Annotated in this window: 18 protein-coding genes and 2 tRNA genes; 12 read left to right on the top strand and 8 right to left on the bottom strand. The window is 38.8% G+C overall.

Going from position 1 to position 19,382, the window contains the following annotated elements; genetic code table 11:
* Positions 1-131: 131 nt before the first annotated feature.
* Positions 132-208 (bottom strand) — tRNA-Asn (locus tag H5159_RS16260).
* 21 nt (positions 209-229) lie between these two features.
* A tRNA-Asn gene (locus tag H5159_RS16255) sits at positions 230-306 on the bottom strand.
* A gap of 1,051 nt (positions 307-1,357) precedes the next feature.
* Here H5159_RS16255 and H5159_RS16250 point away from each other — a divergent pair.
* The 5 genes from H5159_RS16250 to H5159_RS16230 all read left to right on the top strand — a co-directional run bounded on the left by H5159_RS16250 (position 1,358) and on the right by H5159_RS16230 (position 7,474).
* Positions 1,358-2,737 carry an MATE family efflux transporter gene (locus tag H5159_RS16250; protein WP_138489356.1) on the top strand — a complete coding sequence of 460 codons (1,380 nt, stop codon included), beginning with the start codon at positions 1,358-1,360 and terminating at the stop codon, positions 2,735-2,737.
* Entirely contained in the window at positions 2,734-4,728 is a 1,995-nt protein-coding gene (gene uvrB / locus H5159_RS16245; protein WP_039487290.1) for an excinuclease ABC subunit UvrB, read from the top strand. Before H5159_RS16250 ends, uvrB begins: the two co-directional genes overlap by 4 nt.
* Positions 4,729-4,730: 2 nt before the next feature.
* Positions 4,731-5,669, top strand: a complete 939-nt coding sequence (locus tag H5159_RS16240; RefSeq protein ID WP_182780652.1) for a class I SAM-dependent methyltransferase — start codon at positions 4,731-4,733, stop codon at positions 5,667-5,669.
* Positions 5,670-6,350 carry a tRNA (adenine(22)-N(1))-methyltransferase TrmK gene (locus tag H5159_RS16235; RefSeq protein WP_182712194.1) on the top strand — a complete coding sequence of 227 codons (681 nt, stop codon included), beginning with the start codon at positions 5,670-5,672 and terminating at the stop codon, positions 6,348-6,350.
* Between the two features lie 101 nt (positions 6,351-6,451).
* On the top strand, positions 6,452-7,474 hold the full coding sequence (locus tag H5159_RS16230; protein ID WP_182748491.1) for a hypothetical protein: 1,023 nt from the start codon (positions 6,452-6,454) through the stop codon (positions 7,472-7,474).
* A gap of 4 nt (positions 7,475-7,478) precedes the next feature.
* On the opposite strand, the gene H5159_RS16225 is transcribed toward H5159_RS16230, so the two are convergent.
* Positions 7,479-7,721: a hypothetical protein gene (locus tag H5159_RS16225; RefSeq protein ID WP_010553668.1), complete on the bottom strand. Its 243-nt coding sequence runs from the start codon at positions 7,719-7,721 to the stop codon at positions 7,479-7,481.
* Between the two features lie 470 nt (positions 7,722-8,191).
* Here H5159_RS16225 and H5159_RS16220 point away from each other — a divergent pair, with 470 nt between their 5' ends.
* Positions 8,192-8,641, top strand: a complete 450-nt coding sequence (locus H5159_RS16220) for an isoprenylcysteine carboxylmethyltransferase family protein (protein ID WP_007378935.1) — start codon at positions 8,192-8,194, stop codon at positions 8,639-8,641.
* 93 nt (positions 8,642-8,734) lie between these two features.
* Here the strand turns inward: H5159_RS16220 and queC are convergent, their stop codons facing one another.
* Positions 8,735-9,391 carry a 7-cyano-7-deazaguanine synthase QueC gene (queC, locus tag H5159_RS16215; protein ID WP_002960416.1) on the bottom strand — a complete coding sequence of 219 codons (657 nt, stop codon included), beginning with the start codon at positions 9,389-9,391 and terminating at the stop codon, positions 8,735-8,737.
* 145 nt (positions 9,392-9,536) lie between these two features.
* Between queC and queE the strand changes: the two genes are divergently transcribed.
* The 3 genes from queE to H5159_RS16200 all read left to right on the top strand — a co-directional run bounded on the left by queE (position 9,537) and on the right by H5159_RS16200 (position 12,988).
* Positions 9,537-10,202, top strand: a complete 666-nt coding sequence (gene queE, locus H5159_RS16210) for a 7-carboxy-7-deazaguanine synthase QueE (protein ID WP_024591014.1) — start codon at positions 9,537-9,539, stop codon at positions 10,200-10,202.
* Between the two features lie 225 nt (positions 10,203-10,427).
* Positions 10,428-11,171 carry a class I SAM-dependent methyltransferase gene (locus H5159_RS16205; protein ID WP_182716758.1) on the top strand — a complete coding sequence of 248 codons (744 nt, stop codon included), beginning with the start codon at positions 10,428-10,430 and terminating at the stop codon, positions 11,169-11,171.
* 254 nt (positions 11,172-11,425) lie between these two features.
* The gene (locus H5159_RS16200; protein ID WP_182780651.1) at positions 11,426-12,988 is read left to right on the top strand and encodes a P-loop NTPase fold protein; all 1,563 of its coding nucleotides are present in this window, start codon (positions 11,426-11,428) and stop codon (positions 12,986-12,988) included.
* Between the two features lie 627 nt (positions 12,989-13,615).
* Here the strand turns inward: H5159_RS16200 and bcp are convergent.
* Both bcp and H5159_RS16190 read right to left on the bottom strand, forming a co-directional pair.
* Positions 13,616-14,095, bottom strand: a complete 480-nt coding sequence (gene bcp / locus H5159_RS16195) for a thioredoxin-dependent thiol peroxidase (protein WP_182752784.1) — start codon at positions 14,093-14,095, stop codon at positions 13,616-13,618.
* Positions 14,096-14,106: 11 nt separating this feature from the next.
* Complete coding sequence (locus H5159_RS16190) at positions 14,107-14,640, bottom strand: glycine cleavage system protein R (RefSeq protein ID WP_007583906.1); 534 nt, start codon at positions 14,638-14,640, stop codon at positions 14,107-14,109.
* Positions 14,641-14,998: 358 nt separating this feature from the next.
* Between H5159_RS16190 and bamC the strand changes: the two genes are divergently transcribed.
* Positions 14,999-16,060 (top strand): outer membrane protein assembly factor BamC, encoded by a 1,062-nt coding sequence (bamC, locus tag H5159_RS16185; RefSeq protein WP_039487313.1) that lies wholly within the window; start codon positions 14,999-15,001, stop codon positions 16,058-16,060.
* Between the two features lie 66 nt (positions 16,061-16,126).
* The gene (locus tag H5159_RS16180; protein ID WP_138489349.1) at positions 16,127-17,497 is read left to right on the top strand and encodes a YjiH family protein; all 1,371 of its coding nucleotides are present in this window, start codon (positions 16,127-16,129) and stop codon (positions 17,495-17,497) included.
* Between the two features lie 52 nt (positions 17,498-17,549).
* On the opposite strand, the gene H5159_RS16175 is transcribed toward H5159_RS16180, so the two are convergent.
* Complete coding sequence (locus H5159_RS16175) at positions 17,550-17,696, bottom strand: DUF2897 family protein (protein ID WP_007583912.1); 147 nt, start codon at positions 17,694-17,696, stop codon at positions 17,550-17,552.
* Positions 17,697-17,803: 107 nt separating this feature from the next.
* A complete protein-coding gene (locus H5159_RS16170; protein WP_182780650.1) occupies positions 17,804-18,340 on the bottom strand; it encodes an acyloxyacyl hydrolase in 537 nt (178 codons plus the stop codon).
* A 245-nt stretch (positions 18,341-18,585) separates the two neighbouring features.
* On the opposite strand from H5159_RS16170, the gene H5159_RS16165 reads away from it, so the two are divergent.
* Positions 18,586-19,179: a phospholipid-binding protein MlaC gene (locus H5159_RS16165; RefSeq protein WP_024606588.1), complete on the top strand. Its 594-nt coding sequence runs from the start codon at positions 18,586-18,588 to the stop codon at positions 19,177-19,179.
* Positions 19,180-19,382: the final 203 nt, after the last annotated feature.

Genomic DNA, 19,382 nt, shown 5'->3' with positions numbered 1-19,382 from the left:
AGTAAATAAGTAACTGATCTTATTATGATGAAATAGCTCACCCTCCCCGACTCGAACGAGGGACCTGCTGATTAACAGTCCGTCGCACGAACCAACTGAACTAAGGGGGAACTACATAATAAACATAAACTTGGCTCACCCTCCCCGACTCGAACGGGGGACCTGCGGATTAACAGTCCGTCGCTCTAACCAACTGAGCTAAGGGGGAATCGTTTATGGTTGAAAAACTTGGCTCCCCCTCCCCGACTCGAACGGGGGACCTGCGGATTAACAGTCCGTCGCTCTAACCAACTGAGCTAAGGGGGAAGCGTCTTGCCTTTCAACGGGGCGAAATATTAATGACCGAGCCGCAAAGTGTCAACATATAAAAGTCATAAATTGAAAAAAGAGGTTTATTCGTTGTTTTTGTGTTCGATCTGCGTGATTTATAGCTCTATTAAAGCTGTTTTTTTAAGAATTTAAGAATACTAATGCGAGTTTTATTATTGTTGAGTCTTTAAATTGGTTAAATTAAACACGCCATTAAAGCCACTTGTAATTAAAAAACAACTCAAAAACATAAAATTTCATTTTTTACTTTCGGGTATTCTTCGTATTTATTTACTTTTTTATTTTAATTTTCTAAAAATATACCTGCATGAATAGTCATAAAAGTATTTTCCCTCTTAATAGTGATCCAATTTTGATCTATAAATTGAGCAATTATTATCTTCGCTCAAAAATAGAACAATCAATAACTTAACTTTGTATTAAACGTTTTTTATTTACTAACGTATAACTATGTTAAGAAGAAAAATCGGCAAGCTTGCGTTTTCAGTGTGAGTTTATAAAAATGCCACAATTAGCAAATCAACAATTGGTTGGACCTCAGCGAAAATTGCGAGTCTCTCAAGGCCTTTATAAATGCGGCTTTGAATGAGTTATCCACGGTTTCTGTGGATAACTCTGTTTATGAAACTTTAAGAACATCATCGGCACCAATGTTTTAGGGTGCTACAACGATTTCAAGCTTTTAAATCACTATTTTTTATTCATTGTAAAACAGTGGGTTATGTTTTGGTGGCTAATAGATGTAACTCCATGAATGAATTTTTTCGTAACGATAAACCAAGTAGTTGCTTTGTGTAAAAAAGCATCAGATAACACAGGGTGTTTGTAATAAAAGTTATAAAAATGTGTTTTAATTGTTTTTTGGCGTGTTTAGGCTCTATTTTAACAAAAAGATGTAAAAACCAAGTTTTACTATTTTTTAGAATATTTACTTACGTAATTACATCAATTGTAGTGATAAATCCGTGGCTTGAACTGTCTTGATGCTTTAAAATGATTCGTTCAGTAAAAGAGGCCTATTTATTTCATGCGCGCAATTTCAAAATCTCAGACTCGCCCAGATTTACTAAACGATCCTATCTTGCCTACATTAAAGACGATGACCATACCGATGATATTCGGCATGATCACACTAATGATGTTCAATATTGTAGACACCTTTTTTATAAGTTTACTTGGCACCGAACCATTAGCTGCCGTGAGCTTTACATTTCCAGTTACTTTTACCGTTATCAGCTTAGCAATAGGGCTGGGGATCGGTACATCAGCAGTAATAGCGAAAGCGCTCGGCAGTAATAAAATTGATGAAGCACGTTTTGATGCCAGTATTTCTTTAATGGTTGGTGTGGTTCTGGTTATTGTGTTGTCATCTGTTGGATATTTACTGATTGACCCCATATTTACTTTACTAGGAGCGGGCGCGCAAGTATTGCCGTTAATACATGAATACATGAATGTATGGTTTATCGGTAGCGTATTTTTAATAACCCCAATGATTGGTAATTCGGTACTGCGTGCCAGCGGTGATACCAAAACGCCAAGTATAGTAATGGGCGGAGCCGGGCTGATAAACGCCGTACTTGACCCAATACTGATATTTGGCTTTGGGCCGGTACCCGCGTTAGGAATTCAAGGCGCTGCCATAGCAAGTGTTGTCGCATGGTCGGTCGCTGTGGTTATTATTTTATATATATTAGCGGTTAAAAAACGTTTGTTGAGTCTAAAAGCGGGCAAGCAAACTGTAACTGGTGCTATTCGTAAAATATTAAAAATTGGTTTACCTGCTGCAGGTGCAAACATGCTTACACCCGTTGCAATGGCTGTAATGACCGCCTTAGTAGCGCATCATGGGCCAGAAGCCGTGGCCGCATTTGGAGTAGGAAGCCGGATAGAATCTATTGCAAGTATTTTAGTGCTTGCGCTATCGATGACATTACCGCCATTTGTGAGTCAAAATTTTGGGGCTGGCAAATTATGCCGTGTTAAAGAAGCGTATACCGGCACACTAAAATTTGTGATGGTATGGCAATTTGCCATTTACGTATTACTAATTGCATTTTCAGGTGTAATAAGCCAATTATTTGGTAAAGAACAAGCCGTAATAGATGTAATTAAGCTCTTTATTTATACCATCCCACTAAGCTATGGCTTACAAGGGGTGATCATATTATCAAACTCATCGTTTAATGCTTTACACAAACCAATGAACGCATTGGTACTAAGCGTTATTCGTTTATTCATATTTTATGTACCATTTGCTTATATCGGCAACGAAATAGCCGGATTATTAGGGTTATTTATAGGCGCTGCCATAGGTAATTTATTTACAGCAATAGTGGCATATAAATGGTTTATGAAAAAACTAGAAGCGCTGAGCGGCGAATCGTTACAGGAGTGCAATAATTGAGCGACCATTTTCAGTTAAAATCACATTTCAAACCAGCAGGCGATCAGCCTACCGCCATTAAACAGCTATGCGAAGGGTTAGAAGCGGGGCTTGCACACCAAACGCTATTAGGTGCCACCGGTACAGGTAAAACCTTTACTATGGCCAATATTATTAGCGATTTAAATCGTCCAACAATAATAATGGCGCACAATAAAACATTGGCTGCGCAGCTATACGGCGAGATGAAAGAGTTTTTTCCTAAAAACGCGGTTGAATACTTTGTATCGTATTACGATTACTACCAGCCAGAAGCCTATGTTGTATCTAGCGACACATTTATTGAAAAAGATGCTTCGATAAATGAGCACATAGAGCAAATGCGTTTAAGTGCGACCAAAGCATTGCTTGAGCGTCGCGACACCATTATTGTGGCATCGGTATCGGCTATTTATGGTTTGGGTGACCCTAAATCGTACATGAAAATGATGCTACTTTTAAAAGTGGGCGAAAAAGTCGATCAACGCGACATGCTACGCCGCCTTGCTGAAATACAATATACCCGCAATGATATAGATTTTAGCCGAGGTACATACCGTGTACGTGGCGAAGTAGTTGACATATTCCCAGCAGAATCAGACACTTTTGCTGTACGTGTAGAAATGTTTGATGATGAAATAGAGCGCTTAAGTATTTTTGACCCGCTTACCGGTGCAATTGAAAAGCATATAGTGCGCGCTACTATTTATCCTAAAACGCACTATGTTACCCCGCGTGAAAAGATACTTGGCGCTATCGAAAAAATAAAAGAAGAACTAAAAGAGCGACGCGCCCAGTTACTCAGTGCAAACAAGTTAGTAGAAGAGCAACGTGTAGCACAGCGAACGCAATACGATATAGAAATGATGACCGAGCTTGGTTATTGCTCGGGTATAGAAAACTACAGCCGCTATTTATCTGGGCGTACGCCAGGCGATCCGCCGCCAACATTGCTTGATTACCTACCTGATGACGCATTAATGATTATTGATGAATCGCACGTAACCGTATCGCAAATTGGCGCCATGTATAAAGGCGACAGAAGCCGTAAAGAAAACCTTGTTGAGTATGGTTTTAGAATGCCCTCAGCAATGGATAATAGGCCACTGCGTTTTGAAGAATTTGAAGCCATAGCACCACAAACTATTTATGTATCGGCAACGCCTGGCGACTTTGAGTTAGAGCGCTGCGCGGGCGAAATAGCAGAGCAAGTAATTCGCCCAACAGGGCTGCTCGACCCACTTATAGAAGTACGTCCTGTGGGCGATCAGGTTGATGATTTACTCTCAGAAATATACAAAAGTGTAGAGAAGGGCGAACGCGTACTGGTAACTACACTTACTAAACGTATGTCTGAGGATTTAACAGACTACCTAAGCGAGCATAATGTAAAAGTACGTTACTTACATTCAGACATTGATACCGTTGAGCGCGTAGAAATAATTCGTGACTTACGAGCAGGCGTGTTTGATGTGTTAGTGGGCATTAACTTACTGCGAGAAGGCCTTGATATGCCAGAAGTGGCACTTGTTGCCATACTTGATGCTGACAAAGAGGGCTTTTTACGCTCGGCTCGCTCGCTGATACAAACCATTGGCCGTGCTGCTCGTCACTTAGATGGCCGCGCTATTTTATATGGCGACAGAATTACAAAATCAATGGCTAAAGCCATGGACGAAACAGCACGCAGGCGCGAAATTCAGCATGCATATAACGTTGAGCACGGCATAGAGCCTCATGCTCTGGCTAAAAAAATACTTGATGTAATGGATGTAGGTGAAGAAGCGGCCCCTAAAGACAACCTCAAACTTATTCGTAAAGAGTCTAAAAAGGTTCTTAGTGCGAAAGAAATTGCCGTGCAAATTAAGCAGCTTGAAACCAAAATGCATGCATACGCAAGCGACCTAGAATTTGAAAAAGCGGGCTCTGTTCGCGATGAAATACATGAACTACAACAACAGTTGATTAATTAAAAATGACAGCAAACTTTACACCTCTTATTACTGCGCTTGAAGACGCGCCAATTTTAAAAAATGAACTGTGTCGTGTTTTTCATGGCCGAGGCCACAGCGTCGAAGCATTAAGCCATATTAATTTAGACTTTTACCCGCCAAGTTTATTTTTAGTTTCGTACGACGAAATTGACGAGCAAACACTAAGCGAGCTCACCAATGTTGTGTGGCAGTGGGCACAAAAAAACCAGCCTGAGCTTATTACGTCACTTGTGTACCAGCAACGTGCTGGCGTACAAAGCCAAAACACCGTGGTTTATGGGCAATTACCTAACCCACATGTTGTAACCGAAAATGGTATTCGCTTTTTGGTTGATTTACAGAGCCGCCAAAATACCGGAATATTTCCCGATATGCGCAGCGGCCGTGAATTTGTAATGGCTAATAGCAAGCATGGCAAAGTGCTTAATTTGTTTTCATATACATGTGGGTTTTCGCTTGCCGCCATGCAAGGCGGGGCAGATCATGTGATGAACATGGATATGAGCAAAGGCGTGCTAAAAGTCGGCAAGCAAAACCATCAGCTAAATGGTTTTGAGCGCGGCGTAAGTTTTTTACCTCACGATATTTTAAAATCCTTTGGAAAACTAAAAAAAGCAGCCCCGTTTGATTTAATAATAGTTGATCCGCCAAGCTTTCAAAAAGGCAGCTTTATATTAACTAAAGACTATCAAAAAGTGCTGCGCAGGTTGCCAGAGCTACTTTGCGATACCACACAATTACTATTGTGTGCTAATAGCCCAGAGCTTAGCGAAGATGCATTTAAAGCGTTAATAAACGAGAACACCCAAGGCGCAATTGAATTTGTTGAGCGCCTAGCCCCCACCGAGCGTTTTATTGAAGTAGACAGCGACAAAAGTTTAAAAGCGCTTGTCTATAAAACGTCACAAATACCTGCTTAAATGAAGCTCAGTAAACGCCTAACTGCCATTGATAAATTAATTTCGCAGCATCACGATATTATTTGGGATTGTTGCTGCGACCATGGTTATTTAGGCATGGCGCTATTAAAACGCGCAGCTGCAAACCACGTTATTTTTGTAGATATAGTCGCCACTTTAATGAACGATTTAGAAGCGCAATTATCATCTATTAATAAATTACAAAAAACCTGTGATAAAAATCCGCAGTGGCAGGTCTTATGTCAGGATGTAGGCAAAATAGAAATTACTCAAAGTAAAAGCCAAGTAGTTGTAATAGCAGGTGTTGGCGGTGAGCTGTTGTTAAGTTTAGTACAACAAATTATTGCTAATAACGCAGTGGAGCATTTAAATAATGTTCGCTTTATTTTATGCCCAGTGCATCACACTTATAAGTTGCGAGTGGGTTTAAAACAACTCGGTTTAGGGCTTATAAGTGAACAAATAGTCTACGACAACAAACGTTTTTATGAAGTGATTGAAGTGAGCTTTAGTACCAATAATGAGATTAGCCATACCGGCAACAAAATGTGGGACTTTGCTAGTACAGAGCACGCTATGTACCAACGGCAACTCATAAATCATTATAATAAAATGCTCAATAAAGATAAGCCATACTATCAAAAAGTTATAACAGACTATCAAGAACTCACCGATAGTTAAAAAAGCCCAAAAGTAGGGCGTACATGTGATCTAATTACGACATTGATGACGTAATGTGTTCATAGTTTATATCGCACAACGCGAGTTTATTTGGTTTATTTATGTCAGATAACAAGAGTCACATTAATCATTTGCTTAGCAATGAGCAAAAATGGCAACACAGTTACGAGCAACCTATTTCTTATGCACCCCTTGTGCAATTGGCTAATAGTAATTGGGTGGTGCCACAGCATTTTTTACGTTACAAGCACACGCTCCAAAGCGTAAACGAAGTACTTGAGAGTATTGAATTTTCGGCTCACTTTAGAGTGCTTGCTGCACAAAAAGGTGAAGAAATTTACCTGCAAGTAGCAGTGCTGAGCCCTGATAACTACCAAAAAAGCGCATCTACTAATGAAGCCAAAGCTAAAAAACTATTATTTGGCAGACGCTGGATTGTAGAGGAAAACCTACCTACTTCAGAACTTATCCAAACTGCATTTTTAGCGTTAAAAGTAGCGCGAGAACATGAAGTAAGAGAGCTTTTTCAGTTAATGCAAAGCGGCGCAACAAGCACGCCATTTAACAATCACCACGACTTACCTGTAATGGCGCAAAACCCTGAACTTGTTAAAAGCGAAGCGGTTACAAGTAACGTTGATGAAGTGCTTAAACGTATTGTATTTGCAGGAAAAAGTATTGAGCTTAAAAGTCAGCAGCAAGTAGCCGAGCAACATTTATATACTGTTGAGCTGTTGTGTGAGGATTGCCAGCTTAGCGAGTTTAATAAAAAAACAATTGCGTTTTTAACAGCAGACTCATCCGCTAATAGTTTTTTACACGGCTTAATTGCGGCATTGGTGGCCACAAGTAATGACTACGTAAACGAGCAGTTTAAATACAAAGGTTTTGCCCGCTTTAGTAAGCACGTAGTGGTTGAACAAGTAGGTAATCTAAGTATCGCTATGCGCTCGCCAAGTACCGTAGGGCTTTGCTCTATGGGTAAGCAACATGCTAATCAGTTAAACTTTGAGATAGACAGTGGGCGAGCACCACAGGGCTGCGGGCAAGCTATTGGTGGGTTTTTAGCTGCTCACGGCATTGAGCAGCCAGAAAATGCGCATTTATATCCAAATTACTTATAACAACTTAAAGTTTATTAATTTCATCTTTAACGTTAAAGCTTGAATCAGTAACAATAGCCTCAAGTGTTTGTACACGCTCTTTTAATGCAAGCACTTGTGCGTTTGTTTCAGCTAGTTGTTTATGGGCATCGCTGTTGTTGTTTTGCATTTTATGCTTAAATTCAAGATGCTTTTTATACATATCGTAAACTACTCCTGAGCCAACCGAAATTAGCACAATAAGTACAATCATCGTAGTTCCAGACATAACCTCATTCCTTATCATTTTATTATTCGTTTATGGTTAAAGTATAACCTTTAAGCGCTTTTGATAAAGCTGACAATTGTAACTTAATTTGTATACTTTATTTAAGTTCAGCTTTGAGCGTGTTCATCATTTATACACTTTAGATATTGTTTAATGGCTAGGGCGTGTTAATCTTTGTGGATTGAAATTTGTTCAATCTAGGGGCGATTAAATCGCGGCGCGAGGTTTGTAACCTAGTGGGCTAAGTAAAAACCGAGCAACAAAGAGTTAATTGTCCCTAGAAAGAACCCAAAGGGCAGCGCATGTTTGGTCTTTATGCTGCGTTATCGCCTATTTATGGGGGATAGCCACACTACATAGGCTCTGCCTTGCCTAATAACCAAACATACTGCTGCAAATTCAATCACCAAAGAACAACACGCCCTAATCACCATATAATAAACATACTTTAGTCAATACAGTGAGTTGCCATGTTAAATAATAAAATTCCACCGGTTATCGTTGTGCTGTTTTTTGCAGGCATAATGGCGCTTATTGCGCATTACAGTGTTATTGATTTCACCGCCTTTATTACCTACTTAGCAGCAAGTTTGGTCATTATTGGGTGTGTTTTTTGTATTGCAGGGGTAGCGAGCTTTAAAATAGCAAACACCACAGTAAACCCAAATAAACCTGAGCAAGCATCAAAACTTATTACGAGCGGCATTTATAAAATTTCGCGTAACCCAATGTATGTGGGTTTTGCATTTATTTTAGCAGGGTGGGGTGTTTGGTTAAGTTCCTTGTGGGCGCTTTTATGTATTATCGGGTTTATTGCGTATTTAACGTTTTTTCAAATAATACCCGAGGAGCGTGCGCTCACTAAATTATTTGGTGAAGAGTTTACCGCCTATAAAGCGCGCGTAAAACGCTGGCTGTAATCAATACCATTAACTTAAAACCTGACAAACAAAAAAGGCTATCGATGATAGCCTTTTTTGTTTGCAGCAATTGTATTACTAATTAATTGCGGCTTATTCGTATTCTAACGGGTCTGTAATGTTATTTAGTGCAAATGCTTCAAGGCGTTCTTGGCACGCGCCACATTTACCACAGGCCTTTTCACGGCCGTTATAACAGGTCCACGTTTGGCTGTAATCTAAACCCATTTCAATACCGTCGGTCAAAATACCAATTTTAGTATTATTTAAATACGGGCTAAAAATTTCTACCGCGTCGTAGTTCGCAATACGACACACATCATCCATTTTTTGCACAAATTCAGGACGGCAATCAGGGTAAATAGCATGATCCCCAGAGTGAGCGCCGTAATAAACTTGGCTAGCTTTAAGTGATACCGCGTAGCCAACAGCAAGCGAGAGCAAAATCATATTACGATTAGGTACAATCGTACTTTTCATGCTTTCTTCTTCGTAATGGCCTTCAGGTACGTCAATATCATCAGTAAGTGATGAGCCACCAATAAGTTGGTTAATCGCCGAAATATCAACAATTTTATGTGGAACGTTTAATTTTTCACACACACTTGCCGCTACTTTAAGCTCTTTTACATGACGCTGACCATAGTCAAATGAAAGGGCATATACATCATGGCCTTGTTGCAGGGCTTTATTTAATACGGTAAATGAGTCCATACCGCCGGAATAAATAACAACTACTTTTTGCGTCATATCTGTTTTGCTCTTAGTTTTAATAGAGGTTTATATCAGGGCGCGATATACTACACGGCCGCAGCTTAAATAACAATTTTTGCACAGCGCTTTTTGGTTTTTTAATAGTAGCAATTTGGCTGCTAGGTAGTAAGTGAGATCTCTTTTGTACAAAATTAATGAAGTGTTTGAAACCATTCAAGGTGAAGCTAGCTTTACTGGCACACCCTCAATATTTTTACGTCTGCAAGGTTGCCCTGTAGGCTGCTCTTGGTGCGACACCAAGCAAACGTGGGATGTTGATAATGTATATAAAGTATCGCTGGATGAAACCGTAGAAAAAAAAGCCGACTCAGATCATTGGGCTAACGCCAGTGCAGAGCAAATTTTAGCTTTGTTTCAATCACGTGGTTACACCGCAAAGCATGTTGTAATTACTGGCGGCGAGCCATGCATGTTTGATTTAAATCCAGTATGTAACTTATTACATGAACACGGTTTTAGCACACAAATAGAAACCAGCGGCACGTTTGAAATACTCGCCCCAGAGCAAACATGGGTAACGGTATCGCCAAAAATCAATATGCGCGGCGGTTATGAAGTACTCACCAGCGCTATGAAGCGTGCCAATGAAATTAAACACCCCGTTGCCATGCAAAAGCATGTAGAAGAGTTAGAAGAATTATTTGCTAAAACAGGCGTTAACCCTAAGCTTGTTTATTTGCAGCCAATTAGCCAAAAAGTATCAGCAACAAAATTAGCAATCGACACCTGTATTGCCAAAAACTGGCGCCTATCAATACAAGTACATAAGTATTTAGGAATTAGTTAAAGCCAGCTTAAAGTTATATTACGTATGTTGGGTAGAGCGAAGCTAAACCCAACAAATCTCCACTTCCGCACCATTTTCTAATAACGTTTTATAATATTTAAATACGTAGGTCGGATAAGCGAAGTACCATCCGACAACCCTAAAACTCATATCTTCTTCGCTAATAGCCATAACTAGTTTACTATGCGCGACTTAAAATATTCTACTACTTACCACTAGGCTTATATGTCCGCAAACGCGCTTTACACCGACCTTTCTGATTACTACGACTTAATGTGTGCAGATATTAATTATCAAGCCCAAAGCAATTCTATTCACAGGCTGCACCAAATTTTTGGTAATGGCGCAAACACCCATCTAGATTTAGCATGTGGCACCGGCCCGCATGTACGCCACTTTATTGATAACGGTTATAAAAGTAGTGGGCTTGATTTAAACCAGCCAATGCTAGATAAAGCAAAAACGCGTTGCCCAGAAGCGCAATTTTCATTGCAAAACATGAGTGAATTTAAGGTAACCGAGCACTTGGACTTAATTACCTGCTTTTTGTATTCAATCCATTACTGCGACGGCATTAATAAGCTAAAAGAGTGCCTTGCCAGCGTACACAGCGCATTAAACGTAGGTGGAATATTTTGTTTTAACACGGTTGATAAAAACAAAATCGACAGCGATTCATTTGTAGAGCACACAGCAACAAGCGAAAATAGCTTCTTCACATTTCGTTCTGGCTGGCACTATAGTGGCAGCGGCAGTAAACAGTTATTAAAACTCAGCATAGAAAAAACCACCGCAGACAAAACACTCGTATGGCACGACGAGCACCCAATGGTCGCTTTTAGTTACACCGAGCTTAAAGAAGCCTTAAAACCGTACTTCGAAATTCACATATTTGAACATGACTACGACAAAATAACCCCATGGGCACAGCGCTCAGGCAACGCCATTTTTGTCTGCGTAAAAATTTAAGTTAAACACGTACGTTGGGTAGAGCGTAGCGAAACCCAACGAGCTCCATACCCACGGCCAATACCCACACCCAATAACCCCGCATTATATATTTGAAAACGTAGGTCGGATAAGCGAAGCGCCATCCGACAATACACCGTATATGAGTTCTATTCTCGATATAATTCGTATAGAGTATTATTTTCCACTAATAATGGTTAAAGCTCTAATTTATAGAGATTAAACGATAACCTGACTTTTAGAAGAGAGCTAAAATGGATTTTGACTGGAGTAAAATCAAATTTATTGATGGAGAACAGTTCTCATCAGATAATCTTGATAGGGCAAAATATGCTACTTATTTAGCTTCATTAATAAAAGCTAAAGGTGGTACAGATAAAGATAACCTTTCAAATTATGTTCTTAACCTCGATGCTGAATGGGGCGCTGGTAAAACATATTTTTTGAAAAGGTGGAGTGAAGATCTAAAGGGGAATCACCCCGTAGTTTATATTGATGCGTGGGCTATTGATTACTTAGAGTCTCCACTAATGATTGTTTTAAGTGAAATTATTGAGCAATTAAAAAGCCAAACTGATCGAGCCGATACACCTAAAGCCAAAGCTAAATTTAAAGAAATAATTAAAGCCGCAGCACCAAGAGTTGGCAGTGGATTAATGAAAAGGTACTTAGGGTTTGATCTTGATGTATTTGATTCATCACACACAGACGATGCAAATTTGTCTAATAAAGAAATTGATTTTTCTAAAGCTGGTGAAAAAGTATTAGACATATTTTGTAAAGAAGTCACTGACAGCAAAAAAAGCGTAAAAGCACTAAAACTCGCAATTCAGGATTGGGTTGAATACGTTGTAGATCATCCAGTTAGAAATATGAATACTATCACTAATAGCTACCCGGCATTTATTTTCGTAGATGAATTAGATCGCTGTAAGCCGACTTATGCTGTTGAAATGTTAGAAGCAATAAAACATGTTTTCGATATACCTGGCCTAGTGTTCATTGTTGCAACAAATACATCTCAATTAGCGCATACCGTAAAAGCTGTTTATGGTGTTGATTTTAATGCTGAAGAATATCTAAGCCGATTCTTCAATAATCGATATTATTTAAAAACAGAGCTAAATAAAGGACTTATAGAAAACCATTGTAATATAGGTTTAGTGAATGCAGATAAACTAAAAAGTATGCAAGTTATTTTGTTTCCATTTGTTTGTTTTGACGGTGAAAAATTTTTAACGTTTTGTATATCAGTATTTAGTGCCGTTGATTTAACACCTAGACAAGCCGTTAAAGTTTTTGATCGGATTCAACTAACATTCTTAAACTTGAAAAAAAACACTTGCGTCAATATTGCTGCGATAGTTCTTCTTTTCGCAACGCAAGAGAAAAGCTCAAAAATGTTTGAGGTTTGTTTTAATGAATTAATTATAGCTAATGGGATTCTTAGAGTGAGGGAGCTATATCCAAACTTTGGTAAAAAATTTATTAATGTGAATCTCGATTTGAGTTTAGAAACACTGCAGGTTAGAAGTGATTATCTATATTTAGAGGGGCAGGTTTATGATTTTGAAACACAAAATATCAATGGTCATAATTTAAAACATATGAATATAACTTTACATAAATTGCTAGGCTCTTCATTCGGACTAGATGGTTTGGCGCGACAAGGTGAAAAAGTTAGCCGCTTAGTTCAAGAAAAGCACCCTAGAGATTTACAGAGTGAAGCATTAAAATATTATATTTTACTTATACAAATGAAGACAGATCCTGAATATTACAAGGACTTAACAAATATGGCCGTCAATCTAGATTAATCGCTGCAATTTCGAGCAGAAATAACTAGCTCAGCTAAACATAATAACGGAAAAAGCTTTTCGGTTAGCTCTAACTCCTCAATAGCTTCCACAACACTTGTCCTATAACGAATTGATGTTAAATAATTAGTTACCTTATTCTTGACAAAGTAAGTGAATTAGCTTTTCTCATCAATCTCTTTCCCGCAATTATAACAATCGTTAGTGGGGAGCTTATAACTAGAAATAGAGCGCATTACTTGGTTTTTCTTACAGGCAGGGCAGACGTAATTAATTACAGAGATTATAAGCGCAATAGCAAAAACAAAACTACCGATATAAAACGGGTTTGAGTAAAATTGCATACTTGGTTCTGAAAAGTTAAAACCGATAATACAGATGATTAAGGCAGTTAAATAAAGTTTAAATTTTAGGCTTTTATTCAAGGTTTAAATATCCAATTGGCAAGGTGCTAATAATAAGTGCTTTGGCAGTTTTAACAAATTATTTACTAAATTACTAATTAAGTTTTTATATAGCGCAAATGTATAGGCATAAAAAAAGCGTTGCCCTTGAGCAACGCTTTTCTGTATTTGTCTAATAGCTGGTAGCTAACTTACTGTCCCGCTAACTTACTTAGCCGCTAGCTTATTCTGCAGTTAAATAATCTAACACTACTTGATGGTGATCTTTAGTTTTAAACTTATCAAATAGGTGTTTTATTTTACCGTCTTGGCCTACTAAAAACGTTAGGCGGTGAATACCATCGTACTCTTTACCCATAAACTTTTTGTAGCCCCATACACCAAATGCTTCAGCAATGGCGTGGTCTTCATCGGCTAATAAATCAAAATTAAGCTCTTTTTTAGTTTCAAAGTTTTTAAGGCGCTTAATTGGATCTGGGCTAATACCTACAACGCGGGTGTTAAATTTAGCAAGCTGTGCTTGCTCATCGCGCAGGTTTTCGGCTTGTACAGTACAACCCGGCGTTGACGCTTTAGGGTAAAAGTACACAAGCACTTGTTGCTCTTTTAACAGCTCGCTTAATGTTACTGTTTCGTCGTTTTGGTTTTGTAGGCTAAAAGCGGGTGCAGTATCGCCAGCTTGTAATGGACTAATTGTGTTCATGTTTAGCATCCTTAACGAATTCGTTTAAAAATATAATCTACGTTTAGTGTGTGAGAAAGGCTCTCAAAACTAATTTTAAATTGATCTATATCTACATCAACAGGTATGTTGAATTCAAGTTCACAACGCATTTTAATGTTGTCTTCTTGGGAATAAGTGTCTGACTTAAGTGAGCAAATACTAATATTATTGTCGGCAAAAAAGCGCGTTACTTTGCTCAATGTACCAGGGGTGTCTATGCCTGTATATTCTAGTGTGTAACCTGCACAAAACTCGCTAGGAGTATGACTTGCTGTACGCTTCATCATGGTTAGTAGGCCAAGTTCCATGGCTTTAGTGGGCAGTACGTGCTCTATGCGGCTTATTGCCGACATGTCGCCGCTAAGTAGCATTATGAAGGTAAATTCGCAGCCTAAAATAGCAATACGGCTGTCAATAATGTTGCAGTGGCAATCGCTAACCAGTTGGGTTAGTTCACTTACTATACCGGGTCTGTCTTCGCCAATCGCTGTTAAAACAATTTGATGATTTGAAAATGCAGTCATGAGTTCAAATACCTTGTTACTTGGATTATATCAACCGAGTTGGCAACACCAAAAATACACACGAGAAGTTGCACGGCGGCGAAGTTTAACACAAAAAGGGCTCTAAACTACAGCACACGCTAATTAAGCGCTTTTAAAGTGCGGTGTTTCTTGTTTTTACTGGCACGGGAAAGTACCATAGCTAAAATTTGCTTATTTGCGCTTAGTTGCTTACTAAGTTGAAGTGCTGAACTTTATTGCATTTAGGCAGCCAAATAATAAATGTAAAGTTAATATTGATTTTACACTGAACCAAATCGGTATTACCCACTCATATATTTGTTAAAACAATTAAAGGGTATGCTAAGGAGAAATATCTGTGCAGTATTGGATCCCAAAAGCACTTGCAGTAAGTGTATTGGTAAGTTTATCAGGGTGTAGTGTATTTATTAATAAGGCACATGACGAGCGTAATTATCGTACGCATGAGCCTGTAAAAGCACCAGCGTCGTTATCTCAACCAGCTCAAGACCCAGTTTATAAAATGGATGTAGGTCAATACGACAATAATCCTGAAGCTACAAATTACCGCCCACCGGCACAAGTATTAACAATTGCGAAAGGCAGTTGGGTAGAAGAGACAGATAAACAAGCGCGTATTTATTTTGATAAAAATGATGGCATTGCTGATTTAGATGAGTTTCTTTGGGATACGATTAAATCTGTCCTAGCTGATAATAACGCGGGCACAACTAAAGAAGATAAGCTACTTGGTATTATTGAAACTGATTGGTACTCAATCATTAAAACCGAAGAAGGTTTTTGGTGGTGGGGCGATGAAGTTAACGATGATTTAGAAAAGTTTAGGTTCACTATTGAAGAAAAATCACATCAACGCACTGCGTCTTTACGTGTAGAGCTGATTGATTTTAAAGGTGATAAAACGCTAACAGACTTACTCAAGCAGCAGCTAGAAGTACGTGCGCTTAACCAAGTAGTAAGCGAGTTTGATTACCGTTACCGTCAACTTGAAGTTGATATGCGTAAACGCCAAGGTATTATTTCTCTTGAAATGGGCTTTGATAATAAAGGTAATGCAGCACTTGTAACTGAGCAATCTTACGACGCTGTGTTTGATCGTTTCTCTGGGTTTTTAGAGCGCTTGTCGTTCTCTATTGTTGAAATTAACCCAGATACGGGCTTAATTACTGCAGATTATACTAAACCAGAAACAAGTGTTTGGGATTCAATTTGGGGTGATGACGTAGCTCAACTACCTATTGATGAAGGCCAATACCAAATTTTAGTAAGTAAAACTAAAGAAGGCGGTACTAGCTTAACGTGGATGGATGATAAAGGCGAAACGCTTGAGCCAGGTACTATGAATGGTTTACAACAAGCATTAGAAGCAGCACTCATTCAGCGCGGCATTAAAATTTAAATAATAATAAGTTTTACCACAAAAAGAGCGCTATGCTCTTTTTGTGGTTTTTATAGGTTAAACAATATGTCTCAGCTACCTGAACGTTCACACTATACGTGGCGCACTTGGTTTACTTTTTTGGTTCCTTCGTTAATTGGTGTGTTTTTATTTATGACACCCATTAGTACTTCGCAAGGGATGACCATTCCTATTGCCGTTATGGCAAAAGCGGTTCAAGCAATGATGCTTGGCTCTGCTCAAGCAATTATTACCCTCATTATTTGTATTACAGGGGTTATTTCTGTAATTACTAAAGTGTTTAAACCCGCCGCTATATGTAACTCACCTTTGTTAAAGCATTTATTTGATGTGAGCTGGACATGGCTGGTGGTACGCTTATTTGGTATGGCGTTTGGTTTAATGACGTACTTAAGCCTAGGCAGCGAGATGATTACCTCGGCCAATACTGGCGCACTGGTATTAAATGACTTATTGCCTGTGTTGTTTTCGGTATTTATTTTAGCGGGCTTATTACTGCCGCTATTAATTAACTTTGGTCTATTAGAGCTTGCTGGTACGTTAATGACCAAAGTAATGCGCCCTGTATTTGGTGTACCAGGTAGAAGCGCGGTTGACTGTACTGCATCGTGGTTAGGTGATGGCAGTGTGGGTATTTTGATGACTGCAAGGCAGTACGATCAAAAGCACTATACACAACGCGAAGCGGCTATTATTGGTACTACGTTTTCAGCGGTTTCAATTACATTTAGTTTAGTGGTGCTTGGGCAAGTTAAACTTGAATACCTATTTGCACCGTTTTACGCAACGGTATGTTTAGCCGGTATTGTTGCCGCTATTATTGTGCCGCGATTACCGCCACTGCGCTTTAAAAAAGATTTACTCATTGATGGCACTGAGCCAGATAGAGACGCTGAAACAATTCCGGGTCATAAAACTTTATTTGGCCATTCGTTAGATGTTGCACTAGCTAAAGCAGATAATTCAACGGGTGTTAAAGGCACTATAAAAGAGGGCGTACATAACGCGCTTGATATGGTGTTTGGTGTGTTACCGGTAGTAATGGCGGTAGGCACATTTGCACTGATCATTGCTGAGCATACGCCTATATTTCAGTATTTAGGTATGCCGTTTGTGCCATTTTTAGAGCTATTGCAAGTACCCGAAGCAGCCGCAGCGTCGCAAACTATTATGGTTGGTTTTGCTGATATGTTTATTCCGTCAATATTAGCAGCAGGGACTATCGAAAGTGATGTAACGCGCTTTATTATTGCCGCAATGAGTGTAACTCAGCTTATTTATATGTCTGAGGTAGGTGCACTTTTACTTGGCAGTAAAATACCGGTAAATATTTTAGAGCTATTTATTATATTTATTTTGCGAACGCTAATTACTTTACCTGTTATTGCGCTAATGGCGCATTGGCTAGTAGGCTAAATTAGCAAAAATATATTTAGCGAGTTGGTATTATTGAAAAAGCCCTGATTAATCAGGGCTTTTTTGTGTCTGTTGTATTTTTAATATTGGCGTTGGGCTTTTTAAACTCCGTTTTTGCAGAGAGTCTAATCAGCGCAATATTACCAATGACAATAGCAAAAACAACGGCGACAATAATTACAATATGCCAAGTTTGCATCGCAGTATCACTTAATATTTAGTACGTTTAAGTGTGACCGTTTTACGCTATAACAGCAATTAAATAACTCAAAACATAATCAATAACTTTAAACACAATCAATAACCTTAAAAACGTCTAGCTACCGAAAGCGTTAAAAAGTTAAGCCCAGGGTTTGGCTCTTTAAAGCCTGCGTTTGAATAGTGAATAACGCGAAGGGCAACATTGGTGTGGCCAAAATCGGCTACAAGGCCTATGCGGTCTTCAAACTGGTAGTGAGTACTTATGTTTTTACCGGCAAACTGCGTTTCATCAATCAGTGATACACCAATGCCTGCTTCTACATAAAATGGGGTGTTGTTAAAACTAAAAGCAGGAAATTGCAGTACAGGTGACATAGCAAGTACTAGGTTTGATTGTGTTTCATCGCCGTGGCGGTATTCCCACATGTTTACGCTGGTTTCAAAGTAAAAGCGTGCATCACCAATAAGGTTTTGCATACCAGGTGCATGATACTGATACGCAAGCTTAACGCCGTTTACGTTACCTTCGCCTTTGAGAAAGTCAACGGCATAACCGTGGTCCGATTGAGCAAAAGCAAGCTTGCCAAAAGGTGAAACTACTAATACAAAAGAGATAATAAGTGTTTTAAGTGACGTTTTCATAGGTGCCAAATGTTCGTTTGATTTAAGTTGATAACTAAATGATAAGGGCGGCCTGTTAACAATTACAATGAGGACAAAATGCCGGTTGTATATGAGCTGTTAATGGAGTTTTCTAACTGCTTGAATTTATTTTATTTATTTGATTGGTGCTAATTGGGCATTAATAAGTTGCTTATTTGTGCCTTTTTTATTGCGTATAGTTCGCGTAAATTACAGCCATCTTAATCACACAGACATATACAATTATGAAACTCTTTAAACTATTCGTTTTAGCCACTGCTTTTTTTAGCAGTTCGTTATTTGCACAAGCTCAGCAATCACCAGATCAGTTACTTGAATCGGTAGCCGACAAGCTTTTTGCAGATATTGGCCAAGTAAACTCAAAAGGGACAGCCAGCAAAGAAGCAATGGCTGCCATTGTTGAAAAACGTTTAATGCCACATATTGATGTTAAGTTTGTGTCGTTTAAATTATTAGGTAAACACATTAAAGGTATTGAGCGCGAGCAAGCTGTTCAATTTATAGATGCAGTAGAGCATTACTTAACAGGCACTTACGCCGGTGCACTAATGAAGTACACGGGTCAAAAAGTAGTATTTGAGCGTAATAACGCAAAAAGTGACTCTGAATACGCAACAGTTAATACGCAAATTATTGAGCCAAATGCGCCTACTATCGACTTAAGCTTTAAGCTTCGTTTAGGTAAAAACAATGAGTGGAAAGTATACGATATTGTTGCTGAAGGCATTTCATTATTAAGTGCTAAACAAAAAGAGATTATTCAACGCATTTCTGATGTGGGTTTAGAGCAAGTTATTAGCGAGTTAAAAAGTAAATAGACTATTTGTCTGGCTCTGATTAAGCCCAACTCCAACCTCAAAAACGGCCAATTACTTATGTACTTGGCCGTTTTTATATTTTTGCTAAGGACAATACCAATCCACAGTAATACTTAATCATTTAGAACAACTAAATAACGAAATTTTTGCCTTGCTATCACACGGTTTTCTACCTCAAAATAAATCACTTAATTAAGCGAATT

Source organism: Pseudoalteromonas sp. SG43-1, assembly GCF_014164415.1.
Taxonomy (GTDB): Bacteria; Pseudomonadota; Gammaproteobacteria; order Enterobacterales; family Alteromonadaceae; genus Pseudoalteromonas; species Pseudoalteromonas distincta.
This window is presented reverse-complemented; position numbering and strand designations above follow the sequence as displayed.

Bases quoted from the DNA above. Each gene is read 5' to 3' on its own strand.
- H5159_RS16180 (WP_138489349.1), top strand. From the start codon at position 16,127: ATGTCTCAGCTACCTGAACGTTCACACTATACGTGGCGCACTTGGTTT.
- H5159_RS16175 (WP_007583912.1), bottom strand. From the start codon at position 17,696: ATGCAAACTTGGCATATTGTAATTATTGTCGCCGTTGTTTTTGCTATT.
- H5159_RS16230 (WP_182748491.1), top strand. From the start codon at position 6,452: ATGTCAGATAACAAGAGTCACATTAATCATTTGCTTAGCAATGAGCAA.
- H5159_RS16225 (WP_010553668.1), bottom strand. From the start codon at position 7,721: ATGTCTGGAACTACGATGATTGTACTTATTGTGCTAATTTCGGTTGGC.
- H5159_RS16240 (WP_182780652.1), top strand. From the start codon at position 4,731: ATGACAGCAAACTTTACACCTCTTATTACTGCGCTTGAAGACGCGCCA.
- H5159_RS16250 (WP_138489356.1), top strand. From the start codon at position 1,358: ATGCGCGCAATTTCAAAATCTCAGACTCGCCCAGATTTACTAAACGAT.
- H5159_RS16200 (WP_182780651.1), top strand. From the start codon at position 11,426: ATGGATTTTGACTGGAGTAAAATCAAATTTATTGATGGAGAACAGTTC.
- H5159_RS16220 (WP_007378935.1), top strand. From the start codon at position 8,192: ATGTTAAATAATAAAATTCCACCGGTTATCGTTGTGCTGTTTTTTGCA.
- H5159_RS16170 (WP_182780650.1), bottom strand. From the start codon at position 18,340: ATGAAAACGTCACTTAAAACACTTATTATCTCTTTTGTATTAGTAGTT.
- H5159_RS16165 (WP_024606588.1), top strand. From the start codon at position 18,586: ATGAAACTCTTTAAACTATTCGTTTTAGCCACTGCTTTTTTTAGCAGT.
- queC (WP_002960416.1), bottom strand. From the start codon at position 9,391: ATGACGCAAAAAGTAGTTGTTATTTATTCCGGCGGTATGGACTCATTT.
- H5159_RS16205 (WP_182716758.1), top strand. From the start codon at position 10,428: ATGTCCGCAAACGCGCTTTACACCGACCTTTCTGATTACTACGACTTA.
- bcp (WP_182752784.1), bottom strand. From the start codon at position 14,095: ATGAACACAATTAGTCCATTACAAGCTGGCGATACTGCACCCGCTTTT.
- H5159_RS16235 (WP_182712194.1), top strand. From the start codon at position 5,670: ATGAAGCTCAGTAAACGCCTAACTGCCATTGATAAATTAATTTCGCAG.
- H5159_RS16190 (WP_007583906.1), bottom strand. From the start codon at position 14,640: ATGACTGCATTTTCAAATCATCAAATTGTTTTAACAGCGATTGGCGAA.